This is a genomic window from Thiomonas sp. SCN 64-16 (genome assembly GCF_001725585.1).
In the GTDB taxonomy this organism is placed as follows: Bacteria; Pseudomonadota; Gammaproteobacteria; order Burkholderiales; family Burkholderiaceae_C; genus Thiomonas; species Thiomonas arsenitoxydans.
The window spans coordinates 1-23,649 of record NZ_MEGQ01000007.1 but is presented as its reverse complement, the minus strand read 5'-3'; the positions used below and the strand labels follow the sequence as shown (position 1 = coordinate 23,649).

Annotated in this window: 22 protein-coding genes; 16 read left to right on the top strand and 6 right to left on the bottom strand. The window is 62.2% G+C overall.

Annotated features, from left to right (window positions below):
* Positions 1–189 precede the first annotated feature (189 nt).
* Complete coding sequence (locus ABT24_RS03130) at positions 190–1,014, top strand: IclR family transcriptional regulator (RefSeq protein ID WP_013123228.1); 825 nt, start codon at positions 190–192, stop codon at positions 1,012–1,014.
* Positions 1,015–1,041: 27 nt separating this feature from the next.
* Here the strand turns inward: ABT24_RS03130 and ABT24_RS03125 are convergent, their stop codons facing one another.
* Together ABT24_RS03125 and ABT24_RS03120 are read right to left on the bottom strand one after the other, a co-directional pair.
* Positions 1,042–1,932 (bottom strand): alpha/beta fold hydrolase, encoded by an 891-nt coding sequence (locus ABT24_RS03125; RefSeq protein WP_276728439.1) that lies wholly within the window; start codon positions 1,930–1,932, stop codon positions 1,042–1,044.
* 40 nt (positions 1,933–1,972) lie between these two features.
* The gene (locus ABT24_RS03120; protein WP_276728436.1) at positions 1,973–2,701 is read right to left on the bottom strand and encodes a 2-phosphosulfolactate phosphatase; all 729 of its coding nucleotides are present in this window, start codon (positions 2,699–2,701) and stop codon (positions 1,973–1,975) included.
* A gap of 165 nt (positions 2,702–2,866) precedes the next feature.
* Between ABT24_RS03120 and ABT24_RS03115 the strand changes: the two genes are divergently transcribed.
* From ABT24_RS03115 to ABT24_RS03055, 13 genes are all read left to right on the top strand, one after another.
* Positions 2,867–4,960 (top strand): 3-hydroxyacyl-CoA dehydrogenase NAD-binding domain-containing protein, encoded by a 2,094-nt coding sequence (locus ABT24_RS03115; protein WP_276728433.1) that lies wholly within the window; start codon positions 2,867–2,869, stop codon positions 4,958–4,960.
* Between the two features lie 90 nt (positions 4,961–5,050).
* Positions 5,051–6,232 carry an acetyl-CoA C-acyltransferase gene (locus ABT24_RS03110; RefSeq protein ID WP_276708632.1) on the top strand — a complete coding sequence of 394 codons (1,182 nt, stop codon included), beginning with the start codon at positions 5,051–5,053 and terminating at the stop codon, positions 6,230–6,232.
* 27 nt (positions 6,233–6,259) lie between these two features.
* On the top strand, positions 6,260–8,089 hold the full coding sequence (locus ABT24_RS03105; protein WP_276728431.1) for an acyl-CoA dehydrogenase: 1,830 nt from the start codon (positions 6,260–6,262) through the stop codon (positions 8,087–8,089).
* A gap of 47 nt (positions 8,090–8,136) precedes the next feature.
* Complete coding sequence (locus tag ABT24_RS03100) at positions 8,137–8,916, top strand: SDR family oxidoreductase (protein WP_276728428.1); 780 nt, start codon at positions 8,137–8,139, stop codon at positions 8,914–8,916.
* A gap of 56 nt (positions 8,917–8,972) precedes the next feature.
* Positions 8,973–9,974 (top strand): NADP-dependent oxidoreductase, encoded by a 1,002-nt coding sequence (locus tag ABT24_RS03095; RefSeq protein ID WP_276728425.1) that lies wholly within the window; start codon positions 8,973–8,975, stop codon positions 9,972–9,974.
* A gap of 50 nt (positions 9,975–10,024) precedes the next feature.
* The gene (locus ABT24_RS03090) at positions 10,025–11,083 is read left to right on the top strand and encodes a phosphotransferase (RefSeq protein ID WP_276728422.1); all 1,059 of its coding nucleotides are present in this window, start codon (positions 10,025–10,027) and stop codon (positions 11,081–11,083) included.
* Positions 11,084–11,123: 40 nt separating this feature from the next.
* Positions 11,124–12,365: an acyl-CoA dehydrogenase family protein gene (locus ABT24_RS03085; RefSeq protein WP_276728420.1), complete on the top strand. Its 1,242-nt coding sequence runs from the start codon at positions 11,124–11,126 to the stop codon at positions 12,363–12,365.
* Positions 12,366–12,415: 50 nt separating this feature from the next.
* A complete protein-coding gene (locus ABT24_RS03080) occupies positions 12,416–13,240 on the top strand; it encodes an alpha/beta fold hydrolase (protein WP_276728417.1) in 825 nt (274 codons plus the stop codon).
* Positions 13,237–14,913, top strand: a complete 1,677-nt coding sequence (locus ABT24_RS03075; RefSeq protein WP_276728415.1) for a long-chain fatty acid--CoA ligase — start codon at positions 13,237–13,239, stop codon at positions 14,911–14,913. Before ABT24_RS03080 ends, ABT24_RS03075 begins: the two co-directional genes overlap by 4 nt.
* A gap of 315 nt (positions 14,914–15,228) precedes the next feature.
* Positions 15,229–16,128 (top strand): DUF6662 family protein, encoded by a 900-nt coding sequence (locus tag ABT24_RS03070; RefSeq protein ID WP_276728413.1) that lies wholly within the window; start codon positions 15,229–15,231, stop codon positions 16,126–16,128.
* A gap of 14 nt (positions 16,129–16,142) precedes the next feature.
* A complete protein-coding gene (locus ABT24_RS03065) occupies positions 16,143–16,703 on the top strand; it encodes an FMN-binding protein (protein WP_276728411.1) in 561 nt (186 codons plus the stop codon).
* Positions 16,700–17,566, top strand: coding sequence for an FAD:protein FMN transferase (locus ABT24_RS03060; RefSeq protein ID WP_276728409.1), 867 nt, complete (start codon positions 16,700–16,702; stop codon positions 17,564–17,566). The genes ABT24_RS03065 and ABT24_RS03060 overlap by 4 nt, the downstream gene beginning before the upstream one ends.
* A complete protein-coding gene (locus tag ABT24_RS03055) occupies positions 17,563–18,117 on the top strand; it encodes a hypothetical protein (protein ID WP_276728405.1) in 555 nt (184 codons plus the stop codon). The genes ABT24_RS03060 and ABT24_RS03055 overlap by 4 nt, the downstream gene beginning before the upstream one ends.
* Here the strand turns inward: ABT24_RS03055 and prmC are convergent.
* Genes prmC through ABT24_RS03035 form a run of 4 tightly spaced genes read right to left on the bottom strand, consistent with a single transcriptional unit; the run spans position 18,033 to position 21,860 of the window.
* Positions 18,033–19,007: a peptide chain release factor N(5)-glutamine methyltransferase gene (prmC, locus tag ABT24_RS03050; protein WP_276728402.1), complete on the bottom strand. Its 975-nt coding sequence runs from the start codon at positions 19,005–19,007 to the stop codon at positions 18,033–18,035. The genes ABT24_RS03055 and prmC overlap by 85 nt on opposite strands.
* Positions 19,004–20,002: an NAD(+) synthase gene (nadE, locus tag ABT24_RS03045; protein ID WP_276728399.1), complete on the bottom strand. Its 999-nt coding sequence runs from the start codon at positions 20,000–20,002 to the stop codon at positions 19,004–19,006. The genes prmC and nadE overlap by 4 nt, the downstream gene beginning before the upstream one ends.
* Positions 20,003–20,005: 3 nt before the next feature.
* A complete protein-coding gene (locus ABT24_RS03040; RefSeq protein WP_276709803.1) occupies positions 20,006–20,257 on the bottom strand; it encodes an acyl carrier protein in 252 nt (83 codons plus the stop codon).
* Between the two features lie 55 nt (positions 20,258–20,312).
* Positions 20,313–21,860: a class I adenylate-forming enzyme family protein gene (locus ABT24_RS03035; protein WP_276728395.1), complete on the bottom strand. Its 1,548-nt coding sequence runs from the start codon at positions 21,858–21,860 to the stop codon at positions 20,313–20,315.
* A gap of 164 nt (positions 21,861–22,024) precedes the next feature.
* On the opposite strand from ABT24_RS03035, the gene ABT24_RS03030 reads away from it, so the two are divergent.
* Positions 22,025–22,795: a competence/damage-inducible protein A gene (locus tag ABT24_RS03030; RefSeq protein ID WP_276728390.1), complete on the top strand. Its 771-nt coding sequence runs from the start codon at positions 22,025–22,027 to the stop codon at positions 22,793–22,795.
* 236 nt (positions 22,796–23,031) lie between these two features.
* On the top strand, positions 23,032–23,649 hold a 618-nt coding region (locus ABT24_RS03025), incomplete at its 3' end, for a glutamine synthetase beta-grasp domain-containing protein (RefSeq protein ID WP_286737330.1).

Genomic DNA, 23,649 nt, shown 5'->3' with positions numbered 1-23,649 from the left:
AAAAACCGCTGTGCGGAACAATGTTCCATGAAATATGATGCCGATTGTTCAACTTGCCTTCCGGCGTGTCAAGGCTGGGGTCAGTTCATCACGATGCACTCGACGATGCTTCGTGCGCGATGACTCGCATCACCAGACACCGCTCGGCGTGGCAACGACCATCGAGACAGCACAACACCCACACAGCTCATGAACGCGCGCCGCATCAACACCGAGTCAATTCAGGCAGCAGCCCCTGCCGACACCGTACCCAAGGACGAGCGGCAGTTCGTCACTGCCCTAGCGCGCGGCCTGGAGGTGCTGTCGAGCTTTCGCTCACGCGACAAGGCGCTGGGCAATCTGGATATCGCCCAGCGCTGCAAGCTGCCCAAGTCCACGGTTTCGCGCCTGACCTATACGCTCACGCGATTGGGCTACTTGACGCAAGACGCAGACAGCGGCAAGTACCGACTCGGGGCCGCGACGCTATCGCTGGGCAGCACGGTACTGGCACGCATGGACATTCGCCAAATCGCCAGGCCCCTGATGCAGGAACTGGCCGATGCATCCAAGGGCATGGTGTCGCTGGGAACCCGCGACCGGCTCTCGCTGATTTACGTGGAAAACTGCCGCAGCGTTTCGGCGCTGACCCTGAGTCTGGACGTGGGCTCGCGTATCCCTATTGCCACCACGGCCATGGGGCGCGCTTACCTTGCCGTGGCTGGCGAGCGTGAGCGTGCGGCCATTTTCGACGACCTCGCTGCGCTTGATGAGTTGGCGTGGCCGACGCTCAAGCGCGGTATCGACAGGGCGCTGAGCGACTATCGCAACCTCGGTGTGGCCTGCTCGTTCGGCGACTGGCAGCCAGACGTGAACGCCATTGCCGTGGGTTTTGACCCCGGCAATGGCATGCCGCTAATGGCAATGAATTGCGGTGGCCCGGCGTTCCAGTTGACACCCGATTTTCTGCTCAATGAGGTGCGCCCCAAACTCCTCGCCATAGTGCAGCATCTGGAAGGTTTGGCGACCCGCTAAGTCAGTTCGACCTGAGCAAGTAGCAGCTCAGGTTGCCGCCAGAAAACAGCGTATGGCGGCCTCAACCGCATCGGGTTCCTCATGCACCACCCAGTGCGAAGCACCCGGCACGCGGTAAATATGCAAGTCGGGCACCACGGCTCCAAGATCTTCGAGTAGCACGGGCAGCAGCGCCTGATCTTGCTCACCCCAAATGACGAGCGTGGGCATGGGCACGAGAAAATCCTCAGGGTCAAGCTTCAAGCCCGCGGCTCCAGCCTGCCCGGCAGTGGGCGGCACCAAGGGAGATGCGCGGTAATAGTTGAGCATCGCGTCCATTGCCCCGGGCCGATTCCAGGCCTGTTTGTAGAGCGCAATTTCGGTTTCATCCAGCGCTGATTTCCCCGTGATGGGATGGCGGAAGAGCGCGAGCAAGCGGGCGCAATCGTCTTGCAACAGGAATTCCGCAGCATCGGCTTCGCGAAAGCGCAGCATGTATTGGCTGGCAGCCTGTTGTTTTGGGTTGTGGGCAAGGGCGCGGGCGAAGGGAATGGGGTGAGGCGAGTTGATGATGACGAGCTTGGACAGACTCCTTGGCTCACGCGCTGCCAGACTCCAGGCTACGGCGCCGCCCCAGTCATGCGCTACCAGCACACATTGCTCATAGCCGAAGTGCCGCATCAGACCGAGAAAATCGTCCATCAGCGGTTGCACCCGGTAGGCGGCAATACCCTCGGGCTTGCCGGACAAGTTGTAGCCACGCAGGTCTGGTGCGAGACAAAAGTGATCCTGGCCAAAAGCGGCCAGCTGGGTTTGCCAGGCCGCCCAGCATTCGGGGAAGCCGTGCGCGAACAGCAGCAGAGGTCGCCCAACTTTGCCGCTACTGGCGACGTGCAGCCGCTGGCCGTCAGACAGGATCACATCGTGGTGTTGCAACAAGCAAGGCTCCTTGTGTTGATGGTCGAGGTCGAACGGTTTCCTACGCAGGTACCCGCACCAGGCGACCGTTGTGCAGCCGCGCAACGCCTGAATCTGCATGCAATTGCGCGGCGTAGTCGACTTCGGCGTCGAGTCCGCGCGAGGTCATCAAGCGTCCCACGCGCGATGCGCGCAAGCAACGCAGCGCATCGCTGCCTTGCGTAAGTAACGCGGCAGCCAACGCTGCATCGGAATAGCTGCGAGCCCCAGGCGCTTGCTGCAAGCCATGCACGAGCAGGCCAGCCCCGTAGAAATCCTCCAGATTGAACTGCGCGCTCGACCCTGCGCAGACCACCAAAACAGTGCTGTGCGCGTGTTCGCGCAGCACATGCTGAATGGTTGCCTGGGCGTTGCGCAAGCTGGCGGCGTACACCTGCGCGGCGGCTTGCTGCGCTTTATGCAGTGCGACGGTGCCATTGGTGGTGCTGTAAATCAGGATGCGGTCTTGCAGGTCTTGGCGCAGCAAGGCCAGCGGGGTGGGGTGGACGAAGCCGGGCAGGGTTTCGGCATCGAGTTCGCCGCTTAGCACCGCGCGGGCGGGAGCAAGACTGGCGGCGATGCTGCGCGCATGCTCGGCGTCGAGCGCGGGGATGACCGCACTGGCGCCGGCTTGCAGTGCCGTGAGCGCCGAGGTGGTGGCAAACAGCACATCCAGCACGATGACTACGCGGCCTTCAAGACGTTGGTGATCAAGCTCCTCTTTGGTGAGTAAAACATGAATTTTTTGCATGGCGATGTCGGATGAACGGTAGCTTTACAACTCATTTGCATCAGGCTAGCATTGATCGTTATCAAAACAAAGTTCTGCTTAGCGGAACAATACGTGACGAGCGCCCACCGAGCTTCGTGTCCGAATCGAACCGCAAGGCGACAAGTTCACTTTCCAGGAGACAGAATGAGCAGCGTTCACACATCGCGCCTTGGCAGCATCGCGGTACTCACCCTCGATAACCCGCCCGTCAACGGTTTTGGCAGACAGCAGCGCCGCTTGTTGGTGGAGGCCATCGACGCTGCAATAGCCGATTCTGGCGTGATCGGCATCGTCGTCACAGGTGCCGGCGCTCTGTTTTCCGGCGGGGCGGACATTCGCGAGTTCGGCAGGCCGGAATCCATGGCGTCGCCGCATCTGCTCGACGTCATTGCCGTAGCCGAAGCCTGTACCAAGCCGGTGGTCGCTGCCATCAATGGCACCTGCATGGGCGGCGGGCTGGAATTCGCACTGGGCTGCCATGGCCGCGTGGCGCTGGCCTCGGCGCTGATCGCACTGCCGGAAGTCAAGCTCGGATTGCTGCCCGGCGCCGGCGGTACGCAACGCCTGCCGCGCGCAGTGGGGCTGGAACATGCAATGAACATGATCGTTTCCGGCGAGGCTGTGCCCGCCAAGATGCTGGCTGCCACGGCCTTGTTCGATGCCGTGGTCGAAGACGATGTGGTGGGCGCCGCGGCTGCATTCGCACGTCATTTAGCCGAATCGACAAAACCCACGCCTCGCGTGCGCGACCTTGCCGTCAATCACGACAACGCCGAGGCTTTCATTCAGTTCACTCGCACCACAGTTGCCGCGCAATTTCCGCACGAACCGGCGCGGCTGCAATGCGTCGAGGCGGTGGCGGGTTCGCTCAAACCCTTTAACGAAGGCATGCTGCGGGAGCGCAGCTTGTTTGCCATGCTCATGGCCACGCCCGAATCGCAAGCGCTGCGCCATGCGTTTTTTGCCGAGCGCGCCGCCTCCAAGATTGGCGACGTGCCAGCCGACACGCCGACTCGTCCCATCGCCCGGGTGGGCGTGATCGGGGCGGGCACCATGGGCGGCGGTATCAGCATGAACTTTCTCAATGCCGGCATTCCAGTCACTCTGGTTGAGACCACGCAGGAGGCGCTGGATCGCGGTGTGGCCACCATCCACAAGAACTACGACAACTCGGCGAAGAAGGGCAAGCTCAAGCCCGAGCAAGTCGACAAGCGCATGGCCTTGCTGCGCCCCACGCTGGACTTTGCGCAACTGGCCGACTGCGACCTGGTGATCGAAGCCGTGTTCGAAACCATGGAGGTCAAGCGCGATGTATTTGAGCGCCTTGACGCCATCGCCAAGCCAGGTGCCATCCTCGCCTCTAATACCTCCACGTTGGACCTCGACGCCATCGCCGCTTGCACGAAGCGCCCGCAAGACGTCATCGGCATGCATTTTTTCAGCCCGGCCAATGTGATGAAGCTGCTCGAAGTCGTGCGCGGCAAGGCCACGGCCAAGGATGTGCTGGCCACCGTCATGAAGCTGGCCAAGACCATACGCAAGACGGCGGTGGTGTCTGGTGTTTGCGACGGCTTTATCGGCAACCGCATGATCGAGCATTACGGTCGCATGGCCAACTTTCTGGTGGAGGAGGGCGCCAGCCCGCAGCAAGTAGACCGGGCGCTGGAAGCCTGGGGCATGGCGATGGGGCCGTTCCGCATGGGCGACCTGGCCGGAAACGACATCGGCTGGGCCATACGCAAGCGGCGCTATGTGGAAAAACCCAACGTCATGTATTCGCGCCTGGCCGACCGCCTGTGCGAGCAAGGTCGTTATGGCCAGAAAACCGGTAAGGGCTGGTATCGCTACGAGGCCGGCAACCGTGCCGCGCTACCCGATCCCGAGGTGGATGCGCTGATCACGGCCTACCGCCAGGAGATCGGCGTGACGCCACGGAAAATCGACGATGCCGAAATCGTCGACCGCTGCCTTTATGCCCTGGTCAACGAAGGTGCGCGCCTGCTGGCCGAAGGCATCGCGCAACGCGCTTCCGACATCGACATGGTGTATCTCGCAGGCTATGGCTTTCCGGCCTGGCGCGGCGGGCCGATGGGCTATGCCGATCAGATCGGCCTCGCCATGGTGGTACGTCGCATGCGCCAGTTCGCAGCGCAACCCGGGGGCGATGCCGCGTTCTGGCAACCCGCGCCGCTGCTGGCTGAATTGGCCGAGCAAGGAAAGACATTCAGCGGCGCCTGAGCCCCGTATTGCGATGTTCACGCTGTCGTCAACCAACAGGCGCGGCACGATTCAACGCCTAGCTTGCAACCTCTTACACCGGAGTGTTCCATGACTGAAGCCGTCATTGTTTCCACTGCGCGCACGGCACTTGCCAAGTCGTGGCGTGGGTCGCTCAACCTCACGCACAGCGCCACCATGGGCGGCCATGTCGTTCAGGCGGCCGTGCAGCGCGCAGGCATCGATGCTGCCGAGGTAGAAGACTGCATCATCGGTTGCGCCTATCCGGAAGGCGCATCGGGTGGCAATATCGCGCGGCAGATTGCCCTGCGCGCCGGCCTTCCGGTCACCACGGCCGGCGCCACCGTCAACCGCTTTTGCTCCTCCGGGCTGCAAGCCATCGCGATTGCAGCGCAGCGCGTCATCGTGGATCAGGTGCCGGTGATGGTGGCCGGTGGCGTGGAGTCGATTTCCTGCGTGCAGAACGATCGCGCCAATACGCACATGCTGCGCGAACCCTGGCTGCTGCAGCACAAGCCCGAGCTGTACTGGAGCATGCTGCAAACGGCGGAATGCGTGGCCAAGCGATACGGCATTTCGCGCCAGTTGCAGGACGAATACGGCGCCCGCAGCCAGCAGCGCGCAGCAGCGGCGCAGGCCGCAGGCAAGTTCCTCGATGAAATCGTGCCCATCACGGTACGCGCCGGTATGGCTGACAAGGCCACTGGCCAGCTTGTGACGCGGGAAGTTACGCTGAGCGCTGACGAAGGCATTCGCGCAGACACCACCCTGGAGGGCATATCCCGAATCCGTCCGGCCCTGCCGGGCGGGGTGATTGCCGCTGGTAACGCCAGCCAGTTTTCCGACGGCGCATCGGCCTGCGTGGTGATGAACGCCAAGTTGGCCGAGCAGCGCGGACTCCAGCCCTTGGGCGCTTTCCGCGGGTTTGCCGTTGCGGGTTGCGAGCCCGACGAAATGGGCATCGGCCCGGTGTTCGCCATTCCGCGCCTGCTGCAGCGCACCGGGCTGAAGATGAACGACATCGGCCTGTGGGAACTGAACGAGGCCTTCGCGGTGCAGGTGATTTATTGCCGCGACAAGCTCGGCATTCCCGACGAACGGCTGAACGTCAACGGCGGTGCCATCGCGGTGGGACATCCATACGGCGTAACCGGCGCGCGGCTGGTGGGTCATGCGCTGATCGAGGGCAAGCGCCGCGGAGCGAAATATGTGGTCGTCACCATGTGCATCGGCGGCGGTCAGGGCGCTGCGGGGTTGTTTGAGGTGCTCTGAGGCCCGTTTGCCTAAAGCCAATGCGCCATGCGCCAAACCATCGACTTCCTGCTCCACGACTGGCTCGACGTGACCAGCCTGTGCACCAGGCCGCGTTACAAAGAGCACAACGCAGATACTTTTGCCCAGGTGCTTGACACCTGCGAGCGCATCGCCCGCGACAAATACGCGCCGTTTAACCGGCTGGTGGATACCGAGGAGCCACGCCAGAGCGGTGACCGCGTCATCCTGCCACAAGCCACGCACGCGGCTTGGCGCGCCTACGCCGACTCTGGCATGCTGGCCGCAGCGCAGGATGAGTCCATCGGCGGTATGCAACTGCCTTACACAGTGGAAGCCGCGGCCAATGCATTTTTCGCCAAGGCCTCGGTCAGTATCGGTGCGGGAATGCTCACCGTGGGCAACGCCAATTTGCTCATGGCACATGGCACGCCCAGGCAGCAGCAAATCTTTGCCCGTGCCGAGTTCGCTGGTCGCTGGGCCGGGACGATGTGCCTGTCCGAACCGCAAGCGGGCTCCAGCCTGTCGGACATCGCCACCCGTGCCATGCCCGATGGCCCTGATTTCGAGGCCGACCCACTGGGTCCCCGCTACCGCCTGTTCGGCAGCAAGATGTGGATTTCCGCGGGTGAGCACGAACTCACCGACAACATCGTCCACCTCGTTCTGGCCAAGATTCCAGGCGCGGACGGCAAACTGGTGGCCGGTGCGCGCGGCATCTCGCTGTTCATCGTGCCGAAAATGCTGGTCGACGCCAGTGGACAACTAACCGGCCACCGCAACGACATCGCCCTGGCCGGGTTGAATCACAAATGTGGCTGGCGCGGCACGCCCAACACCCTGCTCGGTTTTGGTGATGGCCGGTATCCAGCGGGCGGTGCGCCGGGCGCCATCGGCTGGCGCGTCGGCGCTGCTGGCGAGGGCTTGCGTTGCATGTTCCACATGATGAACGAGGCGCGCATCGGTGTCGGGCTGTCTGCCGCCATGCTCGGTATGGCAGGCTATGAAGCAGCACTGGCCTACGCCCGCCAGCGCCCGCAAGGGCGCCCGGTAGGGCCGTCGGGCAAGGATCCGAGCCAACCACAGGTGTCCATCATCGAACATGCCGACGTGAAGCGCATGTTGCTTGCGCAAAAAACCTATGCAGAAGGCGCACTGGCGCTGGAGCTCTACTGTGCGCGGCTGGTGGACGAGCAGCGCACGGGCGGTGCAACCGCGGCGAGCGAAGCGGCATTACTGCTCGAAGTGCTCACGCCGATTGCCAAGAGCTGGCCGTCTGAATGGTGCCTGGAAGCCAACAGTCTGGCCATTCAGGTGCATGGCGGCTACGGCTACACGCGTGACTTTCCGGTGGAGCAATACTGGCGCGACAACCGGCTGAACATGATTCACGAGGGCACGCACGGCATCCAGGCGCTCGATCTTCTCGGTCGCAAGGTGGTGATGGATGGCGGCGCAGGTTTGGCCTTGCTGGCTGCGCGCGTGGGTGCCACCGCAACCCAGGCCGAGAACTCACCCCCACTACAGCCGCATGGCGCTGCGCTGCATGCTGCGCTGGATGACTTGCTCGTAGCGACGCGCGCAGCATGGGAGGGCAACGACCCGGCTGCAACCCTGGCCAACGCCACGCCCTATCTACAAGCCTTCGGTCATGTCGTGCTGGCGTGGATTTGGCTGGACGTGGCGCTGGCTGCGCAAGCGGCCTTGCAAGAGTCGGATCACCGCGATTTTCTGCAAGGCAAATTGCAGGCATGCCACTATTTTTACGCCTATGAACTGCCAAAAATTCAGGCTTGGCTGCAAGTCGCCGCCGAGCGCAATTCCATCTGCCGCCTGATGCAGGATGCCTGGTTTTAGAGCCGGCCCTAAGCCCTAGCCATCAACCCAACTGATCTGGAGCCACCATGACATCCACTACGCACCGACTATTCGATCTCAGCGGGCGCTGCGCCCTGATCACGGGCGGATCGCGAGGGCTGGGCCTGCAAATGGCGCAGGCCCTGGGGGAAATGGGGGCCAGGCTGGCACTCGTTGCTCGTAAAGCCAGTGAGTTGGAGCAGGCACAGAAGCACTTGTGTGGACTTGGAATTGACGCGCAGATTTTTCCCGCGGATTTGTCGCGGCGCGAGGTCATCGCCCCGCTGGTGCAAAGCGTGCATACGGCGCTGGGTGGAATTGATGTTCTGGTCAATAACGCCGGCGCGACCTGGGGAGCCCCGGCGGAGGACTACCCGGACGAAGCCTGGGACAAGGTCATGCGGCTGAACGTCGACGCGGTGTTCTTCTTGAGCCGCGAAGTCGGCAAGCACTGCATGATTCCGGCGAGGCGAGGCAGCATCATCAACATCGCTTCCATCGCGGGGCTGCGCGGCAACCCGCCGCCCATGCGCACCATCGCCTACAACACCTCAAAGGGTGCGGTGGTGAACTTCACCCGCGCACTGGCGGCGGAATGGGGGCAGCACGGCATTCGCGTCAACGCGATTCTGCCCGGCTTCTTTCCGTCCAAAATGACTGCCGGCTTGCTTGACGCGATGCGCGATCAGGTGATTGAGAAGACCCCGCTGGCACGTCTCGGTGGCGAGCAGGACCTGATGGGCGCGGCAGTCTTTTTCGCCAGTGAAGCATCACGCCATATCACCGGCCAGTGCCTCGCGGTGGACGGCGGTTCGAGCGCGATTTGAACCGGGAGTTCGCCCGCCGCGGCCGCATCGCGCAACAACTTTTCAGGAGAACTGCCATGACCGATCAAAACCAACAAATACTGCTCGCCGGGCGCCCGGAGGGTTGGGTCGAAGCACGCCATTTCCGGCTTGAACAAGGACCCATTCCAGAGCCGGGCGAAGGCGAGGTCCTGGTGCGCAACCACTGGCTCTCGCTCGATCCGTATATGCGCGGCCGCATGTCGGACGCCAAGTCCTATGCCGAACCAGTGGCACTTGGTGCGGTGATGGTGGGCGGTACGGCGGGTGAAGTCGTGGCCTCACGCGACCCTCATTTCAAGCCGGGTGACCAAGTTGTCGGCATGATGGGTTGGCAGTTGTATGGAGTGGCCCCGGGGCGCATGCTGCAAAAAGTTGAGACCACGCACGTGCCGCTGGCCGCATACCTTGGCCCGGTGGGCATGCCAGGCGTCACGGCCTGGTACGGGCTGAACGCCATCTGCGAACCCAAAGCGGGCGAAACGGTGGTGGTGACAGCGGCTTCGGGCGCGGTGGGCAGCGTGGTGGGCCAACTTGCCAAAGCCAAGGGCTGCCGTGCGGTTGGCGTGGCCGGCGGTGCGGAGAAATGCCGCTATGTGGTGGAAGAACTGGGCTTCGACGCCTGTGTGGACTACAAGGCGGGCAAACTCAAAGACGACTTGAAAGCCGCCTTGCCCAGGGGGGTTGACTGCCTGTTTGAGAACGTGGGGGGCGAAATTTTCGACGCGCTGCTGGCGCGCACCAACGCCTTTGCTCGGATCGCCCTGTGCGGCATGATCGCCGACTACAACACCACCGACCCCTACTGCATGAAAAACGTGCGCACAGTGCTGATCAACCGCCTGAAGCTGCAAGGCTTCATCGTCTCGGAGCACATGGAGCAATGGCCAGTAGCGCTGCGTGAACTTGGCGGCATGGTAGCGGCGGGCAAACTGCACTACCGCGAAAGCATCGCCCACGGACTTGAAAATGCGCCCGAGGCCTTCATCGGCATGCTCAAGGGGCGCAATTTCGGCAAGCAACTGGTCAAGCTGGTCTGACTAATCCGGCTGATTCGACCGATTCGACCGATTCGACAATAGGACGCTCCATGCAAGCCGACACTCGCGACGTCGTTCCGGCACTGGCCTTTGACGAGGCGGCGCTGGCCGACTATCTGCGCAAGCACCTGCCGCAGGCAAAAGGGCCGTGGCAGGTGGCGCAGTTCAAAGGGGGCCAGTCCAACCCAACATATTTACTTACCGCAGCCGATGGGCAGCGTTATGTGCTGCGGCGCAAGCCACCGGGCAAGCTGCTGCCCTCGGCCCATGCGGTGGACCGCGAATTTCGCGTCATGCGGTCACTTGGCGAAAGCGACGTGCCAGTGCCGCAGATGCGTGTGCTTTGCATGGATGAGAGCGTCATCGGCACGTCGTTCTACATCATGGACTTCGTCGAAGGCCGGATTCTGTGGAATCCGCTGCTGCCCGGCATGCAGCGCGACGAGCGCACCGCGATTTTCGACGAGATGAATCGGGTCATCGCGGCGCTGCACCGCGTCGACTACGCCGCACTTGGCCTGGCCGACTATGGCAAGCCGGGCCAATACATCGCCCGACAGATATCGCGCTGGACGCAGCAATACCGCGCCAGCGAAACAGAGCCGATCGCTGCGATGGATCAGCTCATCGACTGGCTGCCGCAGCACATTCCGCAAGGGGAAGAGACAGCGATCGTGCATGGCGACTACCGGCTGGACAACGTTGTCTTCCACCCCACCGAGCCGCGTATTCTGGCGGTGCTCGACTGGGAGCTGTCGACCCTGGGCCACCCGCTGGCCGATTTTGCCTACCACTGCATGGCATGGCGGCTTGAGCCGGGGCAGTTTCGCGGCCTGGTCGGGGGCGATCTGAAGGCCCTCGGCATTCCAAGCGAGGCCGACTACGTTGCGCAGTATTGCAGGCGCACGGGCCGCGAGCCCGTCGCGGCGGGTGACTGGGAATTCTACGCCGCCTTCAATCTGTTCCGCCTCGCCGCCATATTGCAAGGGGTCATGGCACGTGCATTGCAGGGCAATGCTTCCAGCGCGCAGGCGCTTGAGGCCGGTCGCCGCGCTCGTCCGCTAGCTGAAGCGGCCTGGGCGCAGGTCGAACGCGTCTTCGGGCATTGATCCTCTGCCGACTTCACCACCCAACCATCGAGGAATCCGAATGGACTTCAATCACAGCGAAAAAGTCCGCGCTCTGCAAGATCGCGTAAGCGCCTTCATGGATGCGCACATCTATCCCAATGAAGCGCGCTTCGCGGCTGAAGTCGAGGCTAACCGCAAGGCCGGAAACGCCTGGCAGCCCACGCGGGTGATCGAGGAGCTCAAGGCCGAGGCGCGCAAGGCCGGTTTGTGGAATTTGTTTCTGCCCGAATCCGAGCGTGGCGCCGGTTTGAGCAATTTGGAATACGCCCCATTGTGCGAAATCATGGGCCGCTCGCACATCGCCCCCGAGGCGTTCAACTGCTCGGCGCCCGATACAGGCAATATGGAAGTGCTGGAGCGCTACGGCACACCGCAGCAAAAGATGCAGTGGCTGGAGCCTTTGCTGCGCGGCGACATCCGCTCTGGCTTTGCCATGACCGAACCCGCTGTCGCCTCGAGCGATGCCACCAATATTCAGGCCAGTATCCGCCGCGAGGGCGAGCACTACGTCATCAACGGCCGCAAATGGTGGACGTCGGGTGCCAACGACCCGCGCTGCGAGGTTCTCATCTTCATGGGCAAGACCGATGCCGACAACCCGGACCGCTATCGGCAGCAATCGATGATTCTGGTGCCGATGGACACGCCCGGCGTGCAGGTGCTGCGTCATCTGCCGGTGTTCGGCTACGACGACGCACCGCATGGGCATGCCGAAATTACGTTCACCGATGTGCGCGTGCCCGCCGCCAATATGCTGCTGGGCGAGGGCAGGGGGTTCGAGATTGCGCAGGGGCGGCTTGGGCCAGGGCGCATCCATCACTGCATGCGCCTCATCGGCCTGGCGGAGCGGGCGCTGGAGTCCATGTGCCAACGCGCCGTCACCCGCACTGCCTTTGGCCGCCCAGTTGCCGATCAGGGCGTGACACGCGAGCGCATCGCCAACGCCCGCATTCTCATCGATCAGGCCCGGCTTCTGGTGTTCAACGCAGCGGACAAGATGGACCGCCAAGGCAACAAAGCCGCGCGCAAGGACATCGCCATGATCAAGGTGGTCGCCCCCAATATGGCCTGCCAGGTGATCGACTGGGCCATGCAGGTCCATGGCGGCGGGGGCGTGAGCGACGACTTCGGTCTGGCCTACGCCTATGCCAACGCCCGCACCTTGCGCTTTGCCGATGGCCCGGACGAGGTGCATCGCGACCAGATCGCGCGACTGGAACTGGAACGCTATCGGCCCAAGCGCGAATTGCCCACAAGGTGACGAGCGCCAGCAATCAGCGGCTTTAATAACAGGCGCAACTGGAGATCAAAATGCCATTTGCCAAAGTCAATAACCAGCGCATTCATTACGAGGACAGCGGCGGCAGCGGCCCCGCCCTCGTGTTCTCGCATGGCTTGTTGATGGATGCGACGATGTTCGATCCGCAAGTTGAATATTTTCGCCAGCACTATCGCTGTGTCTGTTGGGATGAACGCGGCCATGGCCAAACCGCAACTGACCGCATCGCCCCGTTCAGCTACTACGACTCGGCCAATGATCTTGCCGCGCTGATGCAGCATCTGGGGATCAAGCGCGCCGTGTTTGCCGGCATGAGCCAAGGCGGCTACTTGTCCTTGCGCCTGGCGCTCACCCACCCCGAGCTGGTGCGCGGGCTTATTTTGATTGACACCCAGGCGCAACAGGAAGACCCAAGTAAGACGCCGGGCTACAAGCAGATGATCGACATCTGGACCGCACAGGGATTGCCCGACGCCATTGCCGACACCATCGCTGACATCATCCTTGGGGCTGGTGCGCCACAAGCAGCGGTGTGGAAAGCCAAATGGCGCACCTGGACGCCGAACAAACTGCTGGCTTCTTTTCAGGCCCTTGTCAACCGAGACGATATTTCTGCAAAGCTGGCAGACATCCGAATTCCCGCGCTGGTCATTCACGGCGATGCCGATATCGCCATCACGCTGGACCGTGCTGTGGATATGCAGAAACGCCTGGCAGGCTCACGCCTGGACATCATCGCCGGGGCCGGGCATGCCAGCAACCTGACACATGCGGCGTCGGTCAATGCGGCGATTGAGCGGTTCCTGCAGACTTTGCAAGTCGACCCTAACTCGAATCATCCCGGAGACAAGTCATGAACACTCGCCACTTTGATGTCTGGCCCAAGGGATTGCCACATCACCTCACCATTCCAAACACCAACCTTTTTTACAACGCCGAAGTGTCGGCGGCGAGATATCCCGACAAGCCCTATCTGATCTTTTACGACAAGGCCTTGAGCTTCGGCGAGTTCAAGCGTCAGGCCGAGTGGATTGCCGGTTTCCTGCAGCAGGACTGCGGCGTCGTGAAAGGCGACCGCGTGTTGCTCGATATGCAGAACAGTCCGCAATTCGTGCTGGCCTACTACGGAATTCTGCGTGCTGGTGCGGTGGTTGTACCGGTCAATCCGATGAATCTGACGCAGGAACTGGCCCACTATGTTGAGGACAGCGGTTCGACTGTGGCCTTCGTCGGCCAGGAATTATTTGCGCAAATGCGGCCGCTGCTGGGCAAGGGCCTGAGCCAGATCATCGTCGCCGCTTACAGCGACTACATCTCCAGCGCACCGAGCATTACCGTGCCGCCATTTGCCTCAGCTCCACGTGAAAATGTCTCTGAACCAGGAGTGACGCTTTGGGCCGACATGCTGGAGCGACAGCGCGTTCCAGCGCCGCTCAACACCAGCCCGGATGACCTCTGCGTCATGCCCTACACATCCGGCACGACGGGCAAACCCAAGGGCTGCATGCACACCCATCGCAGTGTGATGAGCACGGTGGCCGGTGGTGTGGATTGGTTGCGCATACCGAAGGACTCGGTGGGGATTGCAGTGCTGCCCTTCTTTCACGTCACCGGCATGCAGGGCGGCATGAATGGCTCGCTCTACAACGGCAACACCCTGGTGCTGCTGCCGCGCTGGGACCGCGAGGCTGCGGCCGAATGCGTGCAGCGCTACAAGGTGGGCACCTGGCAGGCGATTGCGGCCATGGTGGTCGATTTTCTGATGAACCCGCGCATTGCCGAGTACGACCTTTCCAGCGTCTGGAATATGAGCGGCGGTGGCGCAGCCATGCCTGAAGCAGTGGCGCAGAAGTTGCAGGAACTGTGCGGCATTACGTATATCGAAGGCTATGGCATGACGGAAACCATGGCGCCGACCCATGTGAATCCGCTGCATCGACCAAAGAAGCAATGCCTTGGCATCCCGATTTTCGACGTGGACGCCCGCATCATCGACCCCCAAACCCTGCAGGAACTACCGCAGGGCGAGGTCGGCGAAATCATCGTGCATGGGCCGCAGGTGATGCGGGGCTACTGGAAGCAAGACAGGGCGACCGAAGATGCGTTCATGACAATCGACGGCAAACGCTTCCTGCGCACCGGCGACCTCGGGCGGGTGGACGAAGAGGGCTATTTCTTCATGGTCGACAGGCTCAAGCGCATGATCAATGCGTCGGGCTTCAAAGTGTGGCCGGCTGAGGTCGAGATGCTGATGTACCAGCACCCGGATATTGCCGAGGCCTGTGTGGTGGCAGCGAAAGATGCCCACCGCGGCGAGACGGTGAAGGCTTATGTCGTGCTGAAGCCCGAGGCGCGCGGCCGCGTGAGCGAACAAAACATTGTCGATTGGTCGCACGCGCACATGGCCGCCTACAAAAGCCCGCGCATTGTCGAGTTCGTCGACACGCTGCCCAAGTCGGGGACTGGCAAAGTACAGTGGCGCGCCTTGCAGGAGCGCGAAGCGGCGCTGCAAGATCAGGCACTGTCCTGAAATTCCCCTGATTGCCGTTTAAGAAGCCGTATTAGACGTAGCTAATACTGCTTGGGTACTCCTTTACCGAAAAAGCACCGGACGTCAGAAATACACGCCAGGAGAAGACCTGGATGACGGCAAGTTAGGCGCAATGGATTCCGGCTCCGCATCCCACCGCTGCGTGGGAAGACAGCCCGACAAAGCCACCTTTTCCCGCGACTTTGCCAATCTGCCTCGGAACAGGCTGCTCATTTTTCTGAAACATACCGACACGCTTGACACACAAAGAAATAAAAACAAGAATGCGAACCGTTATCAATAACGGAGCGTGTCTTGAAAGCAATCAAACCCATCTATCGGTCTGTGATCGTCGGATTGATGTTCGCAGCAACGTCGGGCGCCGCTTCGGCCGACGAGAATCTTCTGGGCTACACCGCGGGGGCGGAAACGCTGCCTGCAGGAACTGCAGAGGCCTATTTCTGGATCACTGATCACAGCGGCAAACGGCGCGGTAGCTATTCGGCACAGTATCTGCGCGCCGAATACGAATATGGCATCACCAACAGCCTGAGTGGTGCGATCTACCTCAACGGCTATCGTCACAGCTACAACTGCGGCACGATAGGCTGCGCCGGGCCGGTAGCGGACGGAGAAATCACCGGCAGTCTCCACCGGACGCAGTCCAGCGGGTTCTCGCTGGAACTGAAAAAAATGCTGCTCTCCCCCTACAAGGATGATTTGGGCGTTGCGCTGTATGGCGAAGTGACCTACGACAGCGTTGACCCGATTACCGGCGAAAAGGGGCAGGGCTATGAGGTGGAGACCAAGCTCATTTTGCAGCGGCCCTATCTCGACGGCCAGTTGCAGTGGATCACCAATCTGGAGCTGGAAGCCGAGTCGTGGCGGCCCAGCGCTGGTGGCGGCACGGAGTATGCGGTGGCCCCGCGGCTGCGAACGGGCCTGTCGTATCGCTTTGCACCGAACTGGTTCATTGGCGCCGAAGGCTGGGTCGATGCCGAGATTCTCAAACCCGCGAATCAGTCCTGGGAATTCGATCACTGGGATTTCTTCGCCGGCCCGTCCATTCATTACGGCGGTAAGGCTTGGTGGGCCACGCTGACCTGGGCCCAGCAGATCGGCGGCTCCAACGAGTCGGATAACAACGCTACGGGTGTGCATCTTGCCGATCATGAGCGGCGTGAAATCCGGCTCAAGGTTGGCTACAACTTCTGAGGCCTGAATCATTTTTGAAAGGAACAGGCATGCAAGGATGGCACCCCTATTTATTGATGCCTCTGGCCGCGTTGGTCGCTGCGCCGGTCGGAGCCACCGAATATCTGACAGTTGAGCAGGCACAGAAATCGCTATTCCCCGAGGCCGATCGATTCATCGCGGCGCCGGTGCAGTTGAGTGCGGAGCAAAAATCCGCGATCGAGGCGCGCTCCGGCTTGAAGCAGCGCTGGGACAAGCAGGAGGTCTGGCGAGCAGAGCGAGCGGGCAAGTTGCTCGGCTGGTTCATCGTCGATGATGTGGTGGGCAAGCATGAATTCATTCACTACGCGGCCGCGCTCTTGCCACAGGGGCGTGTGCGCGGGATCGAGGTCCTGATCTACCGCGAGACCCACGGCGATCAGATCCGCCAGTCCAGTTGGCGAAAGACGCTGGAAGGCAAAACGCTGGCCGACCCGTTCAAGCTCGACAAGGACGTGCCCAATATCAGCGGTGCCACGCTGTCTTGCCGCAATGTGATGAACGGAGTCAAACGCCTTCTGGTGTTGCAACAAGTTGCGCTGCAGGCGGGCACATGAAAGACGAATCCATCACCGTGCGCAGGCTTCGGCCCTTGCTGGGAACCTGGGTGGAGATTCAGGCCACTGGGCGACCGGCTCGGGTAGAGCGGGCCGTGAAAAGCGCTTTTTTGCATATCGCCCGGGTACAGCAACGCATGAGTTTTCATGCGCCAGGCAGCGTGCTGAGCCGCATCAATCTGCATGCGCACCATACGCCTCAGCCCGTCGATGCCTGGACCTGGGATGTGCTGCGCAAGGCGCGTGCCTTGTGGCTGGCCAGCGAAGGCCACTTCGACATCACCTTGGGCGCGCGCCTGGTCGAGCGTGGCGTGCTGCCCGATCATGGCTTTGCCACGCTTGAAGCAGCCATCGGCAGCGATGCGCTGGTGATGTGGCCCGGACGGCGCGTGGGGTTGCGTCGCCCCGTACTGCTGACGCTCGATGGCATCGCCAAAGGCTATGCGGTGGATCTCGCCATCCAGAGTTTGCAGCGCGCAGGCATCGAGCAGGCCGTGGTGAACGCTGGCGGTGATTTGCGGGCTTTTGGCCCCCACGCCGTGCCTTTGGGGATACGCCTGGCCAGCGGCGCCGTGTACCGATCAGGATCGCTGCGCAACGCGGCTGTGGCCAGTTCGATGGTGGGGCACGCGCCATCAGCGCAGCAGAACTTTCCCGGCTGTGTCTTGCACCCCGGTGACGGCAACTGGGACGCAGCGGCGCCTCGGGTTTGGACGGTGCAAGCCGAGACTTGCTGGCGGGCCGATGCGCTGACCAAAGTGGCGGCGCTCTCGGCCCCGGCGCGGCGGCAAGCATTGGTGGCGCGCTTGGATGGCCGCATTCTTCAGCCTGAAACGGCTTCAGTACAGGATGCAGCCGCTTGAAAACTTATCCGCGTCATTTCCTATCGGTCTTGTATGCGACCTTGTTCGCACTGCTGACGACGGGCTTGTTGCTGACGCCCGGCGCGCTGAAAATGCGCCTGGATTGGGACATGCCCTGGTCTTTGCCCAGCGGTTTGCGTACCTGGGTGGCTGCGGGCCATGCGCTGAGTTTTCTTTCGATACTCGGCCTCGTCGGGGCGGTGTGGGCCGTCCATATTCGGACCGGATGGGTCAGGCGGGAGAATGTGCGCAGCGGTCTGCTTCTGCTGGCGGCCTTTGGCTTGCTAAGCCTTAGCGGGCTGGGCCTGTATTACGCCGGAGGTGAAAACCTTGCTGCTTGGAGCGCGGTGGCTCACTTGCTGGCCGGCGGCCTGCTGCCCTTGTTGTTTGTAGCTCACCTGTTGGGCGCCCGCGCAGTGGCGCGTCGAGCATGGCCGCGACACCGCAAAATGTTTCAGCCGACGGATCAATCAACCGTTGAGCCCGCCGCTCGCGCCAGCACGGCGCGCACTGCGCCCTGCGCATCGCAAACGGTTTCGACCCGGTCGTAAGCCGGATGCTTTTCCAGCAGTTGCATCATCGCCGGGCCCTGGCCGAGGCCGACTTCCATGCCCAGCCAGCCGCCGGGGCGCAGCAGAGGAGGGGCTTCGCGGATCAGCCGCATGAGAATGCGCACGCCGAACGGCCCGCCGTCGAAGGCGAGATGGGGTTCATGTCCGACGATTTCGTGCGGCATGGTGTCCATCTTGGCGGTGGAGATGTAGGGCGGCAACGAGACCACCAGGTCTACCTTGCCCTGAAACTCGGCGCCGAACGGCGCGAGCAGGTCGCCGGTATGCAGACTGACGCGCTGGCCCAGATCGAGATTTTGGGTGTTGGCGCGGGCCAGGTCGATGGCGGTTTGGGAAATGTCGGCGCCATGCACCTGCGCCTGCGGTACGGCGTGCGCAAGCGCCAGGGCGAGATTGCCCGAGCCGCAACACACATCGATCACGATAGGGGGCGTTGCCGTAGCCTCGGCCATCGAACGCAGTTTTTGTGCTGCGATCTGGCCGAGCAGTTCGCTTTCGGCGCGCGGAATGAGGGCTTCGGGCGAGGCCCGCAGTTCGAGCCCCATGAAGCGCTGCCATCCGGTGAGATAGGCGATGGGCTCTCCAGCCACGCGGCGCTCGATCAGCCCGTCGAGCGCTTCGAGCTGCGCGGCGCTCAGCGCGACCAGGGGCGTTTCTGCCGCAGCGTGCAGAGACATCGGGCGTCCGGCGGCCAGCAGCCAGAGGGCACGCAGGGCGGAGGCGGGCGTCTCTTCCGGCTTGTCGGGCAGGATGTCGAGGGCCTGAGTGAGCCGAGCCAGGCGCTGTTCGAACACGGCCTGCGCGTCCGGCCCAAGGGCTTGCAGATCGGGGGCGGTTTGTGCGGGCGGTGATGCGGCGTCGAGATTCAAGAAACGCTCTCCTGAGAAGGATGAAAAACGGGCTCGATCAGCGCGGGCCGCGCGTGCAGGTAGCGGGTGGTGCGCCGCTTGGCGTCGATGTCGCTGAGCACGGCAGCGGCTCGGGCCTCTGTAATGGCCAGTGTCTCGGCCAGTTCCGCGGCGCTGTAGCCGTGATTGCGGGCCCAGAGGGCCAGGTCCATTTGGTGCCAGGGCAGGGCGAAATAAAACTCGTCCTGGCCCTGCGGCAGGCTGTAGGTGTCGGTGGTCGGGGCGGCGTTGCACACGGCATCCGGCAGGCCGAGATGCCGCGCCAGGGCGTAGACCTGAGTTTTGTAGAGGTGGGCGATGGGTTTGAGATCGGCGGAGCCATCGCCGTTTTTCACAAAAAAGCCCTGGTCGTATTCGAGCCGGTTGGGGGTGCCGATGACCGCATAGTTCAGGCGGTCGGCGTGGAAATATTCGAGGGTTTTGCGCAGTCGCTGCTTGTGGTTGGTGGCGGCGACGATCTGCAGATATTCGCGCAGCGGCAACCGTGCCTCATGCATTTGCCCGTCAGGCGCCTGGGCGATGATCTTGAAATGGTTGATGCCACCAGCCAGCCCGCCGGAGATGGCGAGCTTGATCTTCCATTGCGCGTCGTAGCCAGGCAGCACCGCGCGCACGGCATCGTCGCGCCAGCGATAGCAGCCGATGGCCTCTAACGCCGGGGCGATGTTTTCCACCGTGTATTCGATGCCGAGCTGCTGTGCGACCAGCCCGCCCAGACTGGCGCTGCTGTCCGACGAATCTCGCTCGGGCATGAGCAGGCCGAACACCCGCTGCGGCCCGAGGGCGCGCACCGCCAGAGCCGCGCACACCGAGCTGTCGACGCCGCCGGATAGGCCCAGCACCACGCCGCGCTTGTTGAAGCCGCGCAGGGTGTGGAGCAAAAAGTCGGCGATGCGGACGGTTTCAGCCTCGCAGTCGATGGCGAGAACGTCGGAGGTCAGCGCAGGGCGGGTCATTTTTCAGGCCGCCTGCTTGCGTTGCACATAGGCGGCGATGGCGGCCACGCTGTCGAGGTTGTCGGGCACCATTTCGATGTCGGCCACCTGAATGCCCCAGTTCTCTTCGAGGAAGAGGATGAGTTCGAGCACGCCGGTAGAGTCGAGAATGTGCAGATCGAGCAGCGAGTCGGTGTCGCTATAGCTGGTGTCGCGCGCGCCGAGCAAAAAGTTGCTGTCGATGTAGTCGCGAATTCTTTTCTGAATGTCAGACATGGGAATGAAGCCTCGGTAAGAGCAAAGATGAGGAAGGAAAGCAGAAGGAGCAGGCTCAGCGCAAGCCGGTTTTTTTGATTTTTCCAGTGTCGGTGCGGGGCAGGGCATCGACAAATTCAACGTATTTGGGGGCCATGAAGTTTTCGATGTGCGCCAGGCAGTGCTTGATCACTTCGCGCTCGGTGAGTGTGTAGCCCGGCTTGCAGACCACAAAGGCCTTGACCGCTTGGCCGAGCAGCGCGTCGTCCACGCCGATGACGGCGGCCTCAAACACGCCATCGAGCGAATGCAGCACGTTTTCAACTTCACGCGGGCTGACTTTTTCGCCCCGGCTTTTGATGATGTCGTCGCGACGCGCCACGAAATACAGCCAGCCTTCTTCGTCGGTGCGAAACAGGTCGCCCGAATACAGCACCATTTCGCCAGGAATCGGCCCCGGCCGCAGGCGCTGCGCGGTTTGCTCGGGTTTGCGCCAGTAGCCGCGCATCACATGGCTGCCGCGGATGACCAGCTCGCCGGTGCTGCCGTTGGGCAGGCGACGGCCTTCGTCGTCCGCCAGCCAGACTTCTTCATTGGGCATGCCGCGCCCGACGCTGCCGGGGCGCACATCGAGCTGTTCCGGCGGCAGGTAGGTCACCCGCTTGCACTCGGTCAGCCCGTACATGGAAAACAGCGTGGCCTGCGGAAACAGCGCGCGAATCTGCGCAATTTGCGTTTGCGGCAAGGCCGCCGCGGTATTGGTGATCAGCCGCAGCGCCGAGAGGTCGAACTCATGCAGCGCCTTGAGGTTGGTCAGCAGGGTGAACATGGTGGGCACGCCGGGGAACACCGTCACCCGCTCCCGCGCCATATTGGCCAGCACCTTGACCGGAAAGGTGAACGAGCGCTCCAGCGGCACGGTGGCGCCCAGGCTGAAGGCCATGAGAACCTGATACAGCCCGTAGTCGAAGGCCAGCGGCAGGGCGCAGACGATGATGTCGTCCTGCCGCAGCCCAAGGTAGCCGCGCACCGAGCGCAGCGCGGTGAGCATGTTGAGATGCGTGAGCATCACCCCTTTGGCATCGCCGGTGGATCCCGAGGTGTAAATGATGGCGGCCAGATCCTGGTCGATCAGATCGGGTTGCGTGGGCGAGCAGGCCGCACCGGGAAGGGCGGCAGGAAAGGCGCACTCACGCGGATCGGGCGTGCCGAGGTCCGGCTTGCCCTGCGCGTAGGCCGTGAGCATGTAGCAATGACGCACGCTGGGGTTCAGCGCCAGGGCCGCGCGGCTGGTTTCGGCCAGTTCCTGCTGGGTGAACAGAGCGCAGGCTTCGGAATCGTTGAGGATATAGGCCAGCTTGTCGGCCTTGGTGAGGGTGTTGACCGGCATGAACACCGCACCGATCTTGAGCACGGCGTACATGGCCGCGATCATTTCCACGCAGTTGTCGAGAAACAGCGCCACCCGCTCACCGCGCTGCACCCCATGAGCTCGCAGTGCCGCGGCGATGCCCTCCACCTGGTCGGCCAATTCGCCATAGCGGGTCGTCACGCCTTCGCGCACGATGGCCCGATGTTCGGAAAACTCGGCGGCGGTGGTCTCGAAAGTGTGGTGAAGCAGCATGAGCGTCCATTAAAAACGAGGTAACTCAGCATAAAGGCGGAGTGTGCTGAAGCGTCACCCCGCAATCGCACGGAAAGCGCCAGAGTATGATTTTTTTGGGGCGCTTGGTGGCGCGAAAGCGACGGCGTCCCGCTATGCTTGAATTTTCAATTCAGAGCACAAGCATGGGACTGGGGCTTTACATCATCGGCGACGAAATCCTGTCGGGAAAGCGGCAGGACAAACATTTCCCTCAGATCCTGGCTCTGCTCAAGGCGCGAGAGATGCGGTTGGATTGGGTGAGCTATCTGGGTGACGATCCCGCCCAGCTGACCGAGGCATTTGCCGCCAGTTTCCGGCGCGGCGATGTGGCGCTGAGCTGCGGCGGCATCGGTGCCACGCCAGACGATCACACCCGGCAGAGCGCCGCAGCCGCGCTGGGCCTGCCGCTGGAGTTACACCCCGAGGCCAAGGCGCTGATTCAGCAGCGGGTCATCGAAGCCGGGCTGGGCGATGTGGACAGCCCCGCCAACCAGCAGCGCTTGAACATGGGCATGTTTCCGCAGGGCAGCGCCATCATTCCCAACCCTTACAACCGCATTCCGGGCTTTTCCATCCGGCAGCACTACTTCGTCCCGGGCTTTCCGGTCATGGCGTGGCCGATGCTCGAATGGGCGCTGGATGGTCCGCTGGCGCATCTGCACGGCCAGGGTCATCAGGTTGAACGGGCCGTGATTGTGCGCCACGCAATGGAGTCCGACCTCACGCCCTTGATGGAAGACATCGAGCAGCGGTTTGCGGGCATCAAGGTTTTCAGCCTCCCTAGCGTGGATCACCCGGTTTGGGGGCGGCACATTGAACTCGGCGTCAAGGGCGACTCGGCGGCCGTAAGTGAGGCTTTCAACTATTTGCGAGCCCACCTCCCGGAAGGCAGTTGGGAAGATGCACCAAAATAAGCTGAATCGCACCGAAAAAGTGCATGAGAGTTTTCGGCACGTTTTTGGTGCATTTTTCGCCGTCTGCAAACCCCGTCTTTTCTCTTGGTGGGAGGAGCTGGGTTTCAAACGATCTGGGCATGCTTTCTGCTAGATTCCCTGCACTGCGCGGAGCATTGCAGCAAACGATGTCAAGTGGCGTCTTCAGCACGGCCGATGACCACCCCCAACGCATTTCAACCTGACAGGAGATTTTTATGAGCAAAACAGTCGCCGACGTGATGGGCCTGGTGAAAGAGCACGATGTCAAATTCGTGGATTTCCGTTTCACCGACACCCGCGGCAAAGAGCAGCACGTCACGGTGCCTGTCTCGCATTTCGATGAAGGCAAGTTCTCCGATGGCCACGCCTTCGACGGCTCGTCCATCGCTGGCTGGAAGGGCATCGAAGCCTCGGACATGCTGCTCATGCCCGACCCGAACACCGCCAATATCGACCCGTTCTACGAAGAAACCACGCTGCTGCTGAGCTGCGATGTGCTCGAACCCGGTGACGGCAAACCCTACGACCGCGATCCGCGCTCCATCGCCAAAAAAGCCGAGGCTTATCTGAAAGCATCGGGCATCGGCGATACCGCCTATTTCGGTCCGGAACCCGAGTTTTTCATTTTCGACCAGGTCCGCTGGAATGTGGACATGTCGGGCTGCTTCGTCAAGATCGACTCCAACGAAGCCGCCTGGGCCACCGGCGATAAGATGGAAGGCGGCAATATGGGCCACCGCCCGTCGGTGAAGGGCGGCTATTTCCCGGTGCCCCCGGTTGACAGTCTGCAAGACATCCGCTCGGAAATGTGCCTGCTGCTTGAACAAATGGGC

Coding starts and splice junctions, on each gene's coding strand:
- ABT24_RS03110 (WP_276708632.1), top strand. CDS start 5,051: ATGACTGAAGCCGTCATTGTTTCCACTGCGCGCACGGCACTTGCCAAG.
- ABT24_RS03060 (WP_276728409.1), top strand. CDS start 16,700: ATGAAAGACGAATCCATCACCGTGCGCAGGCTTCGGCCCTTGCTGGGA.
- ABT24_RS03090 (WP_276728422.1), top strand. CDS start 10,025: ATGCAAGCCGACACTCGCGACGTCGTTCCGGCACTGGCCTTTGACGAG.
- ABT24_RS03075 (WP_276728415.1), top strand. CDS start 13,237: ATGAACACTCGCCACTTTGATGTCTGGCCCAAGGGATTGCCACATCAC.
- nadE (WP_276728399.1), bottom strand. CDS start 20,002: ATGACCCGCCCTGCGCTGACCTCCGACGTTCTCGCCATCGACTGCGAG.
- ABT24_RS03080 (WP_276728417.1), top strand. CDS start 12,416: ATGCCATTTGCCAAAGTCAATAACCAGCGCATTCATTACGAGGACAGC.
- ABT24_RS03130 (WP_013123228.1), top strand. CDS start 190: ATGAACGCGCGCCGCATCAACACCGAGTCAATTCAGGCAGCAGCCCCT.
- ABT24_RS03085 (WP_276728420.1), top strand. CDS start 11,124: ATGGACTTCAATCACAGCGAAAAAGTCCGCGCTCTGCAAGATCGCGTA.
- ABT24_RS03115 (WP_276728433.1), top strand. CDS start 2,867: ATGAGCAGCGTTCACACATCGCGCCTTGGCAGCATCGCGGTACTCACC.
- ABT24_RS03040 (WP_276709803.1), bottom strand. CDS start 20,257: ATGTCTGACATTCAGAAAAGAATTCGCGACTACATCGACAGCAACTTT.
- ABT24_RS03105 (WP_276728431.1), top strand. CDS start 6,260: ATGCGCCAAACCATCGACTTCCTGCTCCACGACTGGCTCGACGTGACC.
- ABT24_RS03120 (WP_276728436.1), bottom strand. CDS start 2,701: ATGCAAAAAATTCATGTTTTACTCACCAAAGAGGAGCTTGATCACCAA.
- ABT24_RS03035 (WP_276728395.1), bottom strand. CDS start 21,860: ATGCTGCTTCACCACACTTTCGAGACCACCGCCGCCGAGTTTTCCGAA.
- ABT24_RS03030 (WP_276728390.1), top strand. CDS start 22,025: ATGGGACTGGGGCTTTACATCATCGGCGACGAAATCCTGTCGGGAAAG.
- ABT24_RS03095 (WP_276728425.1), top strand. CDS start 8,973: ATGACCGATCAAAACCAACAAATACTGCTCGCCGGGCGCCCGGAGGGT.
- ABT24_RS03100 (WP_276728428.1), top strand. CDS start 8,137: ATGACATCCACTACGCACCGACTATTCGATCTCAGCGGGCGCTGCGCC.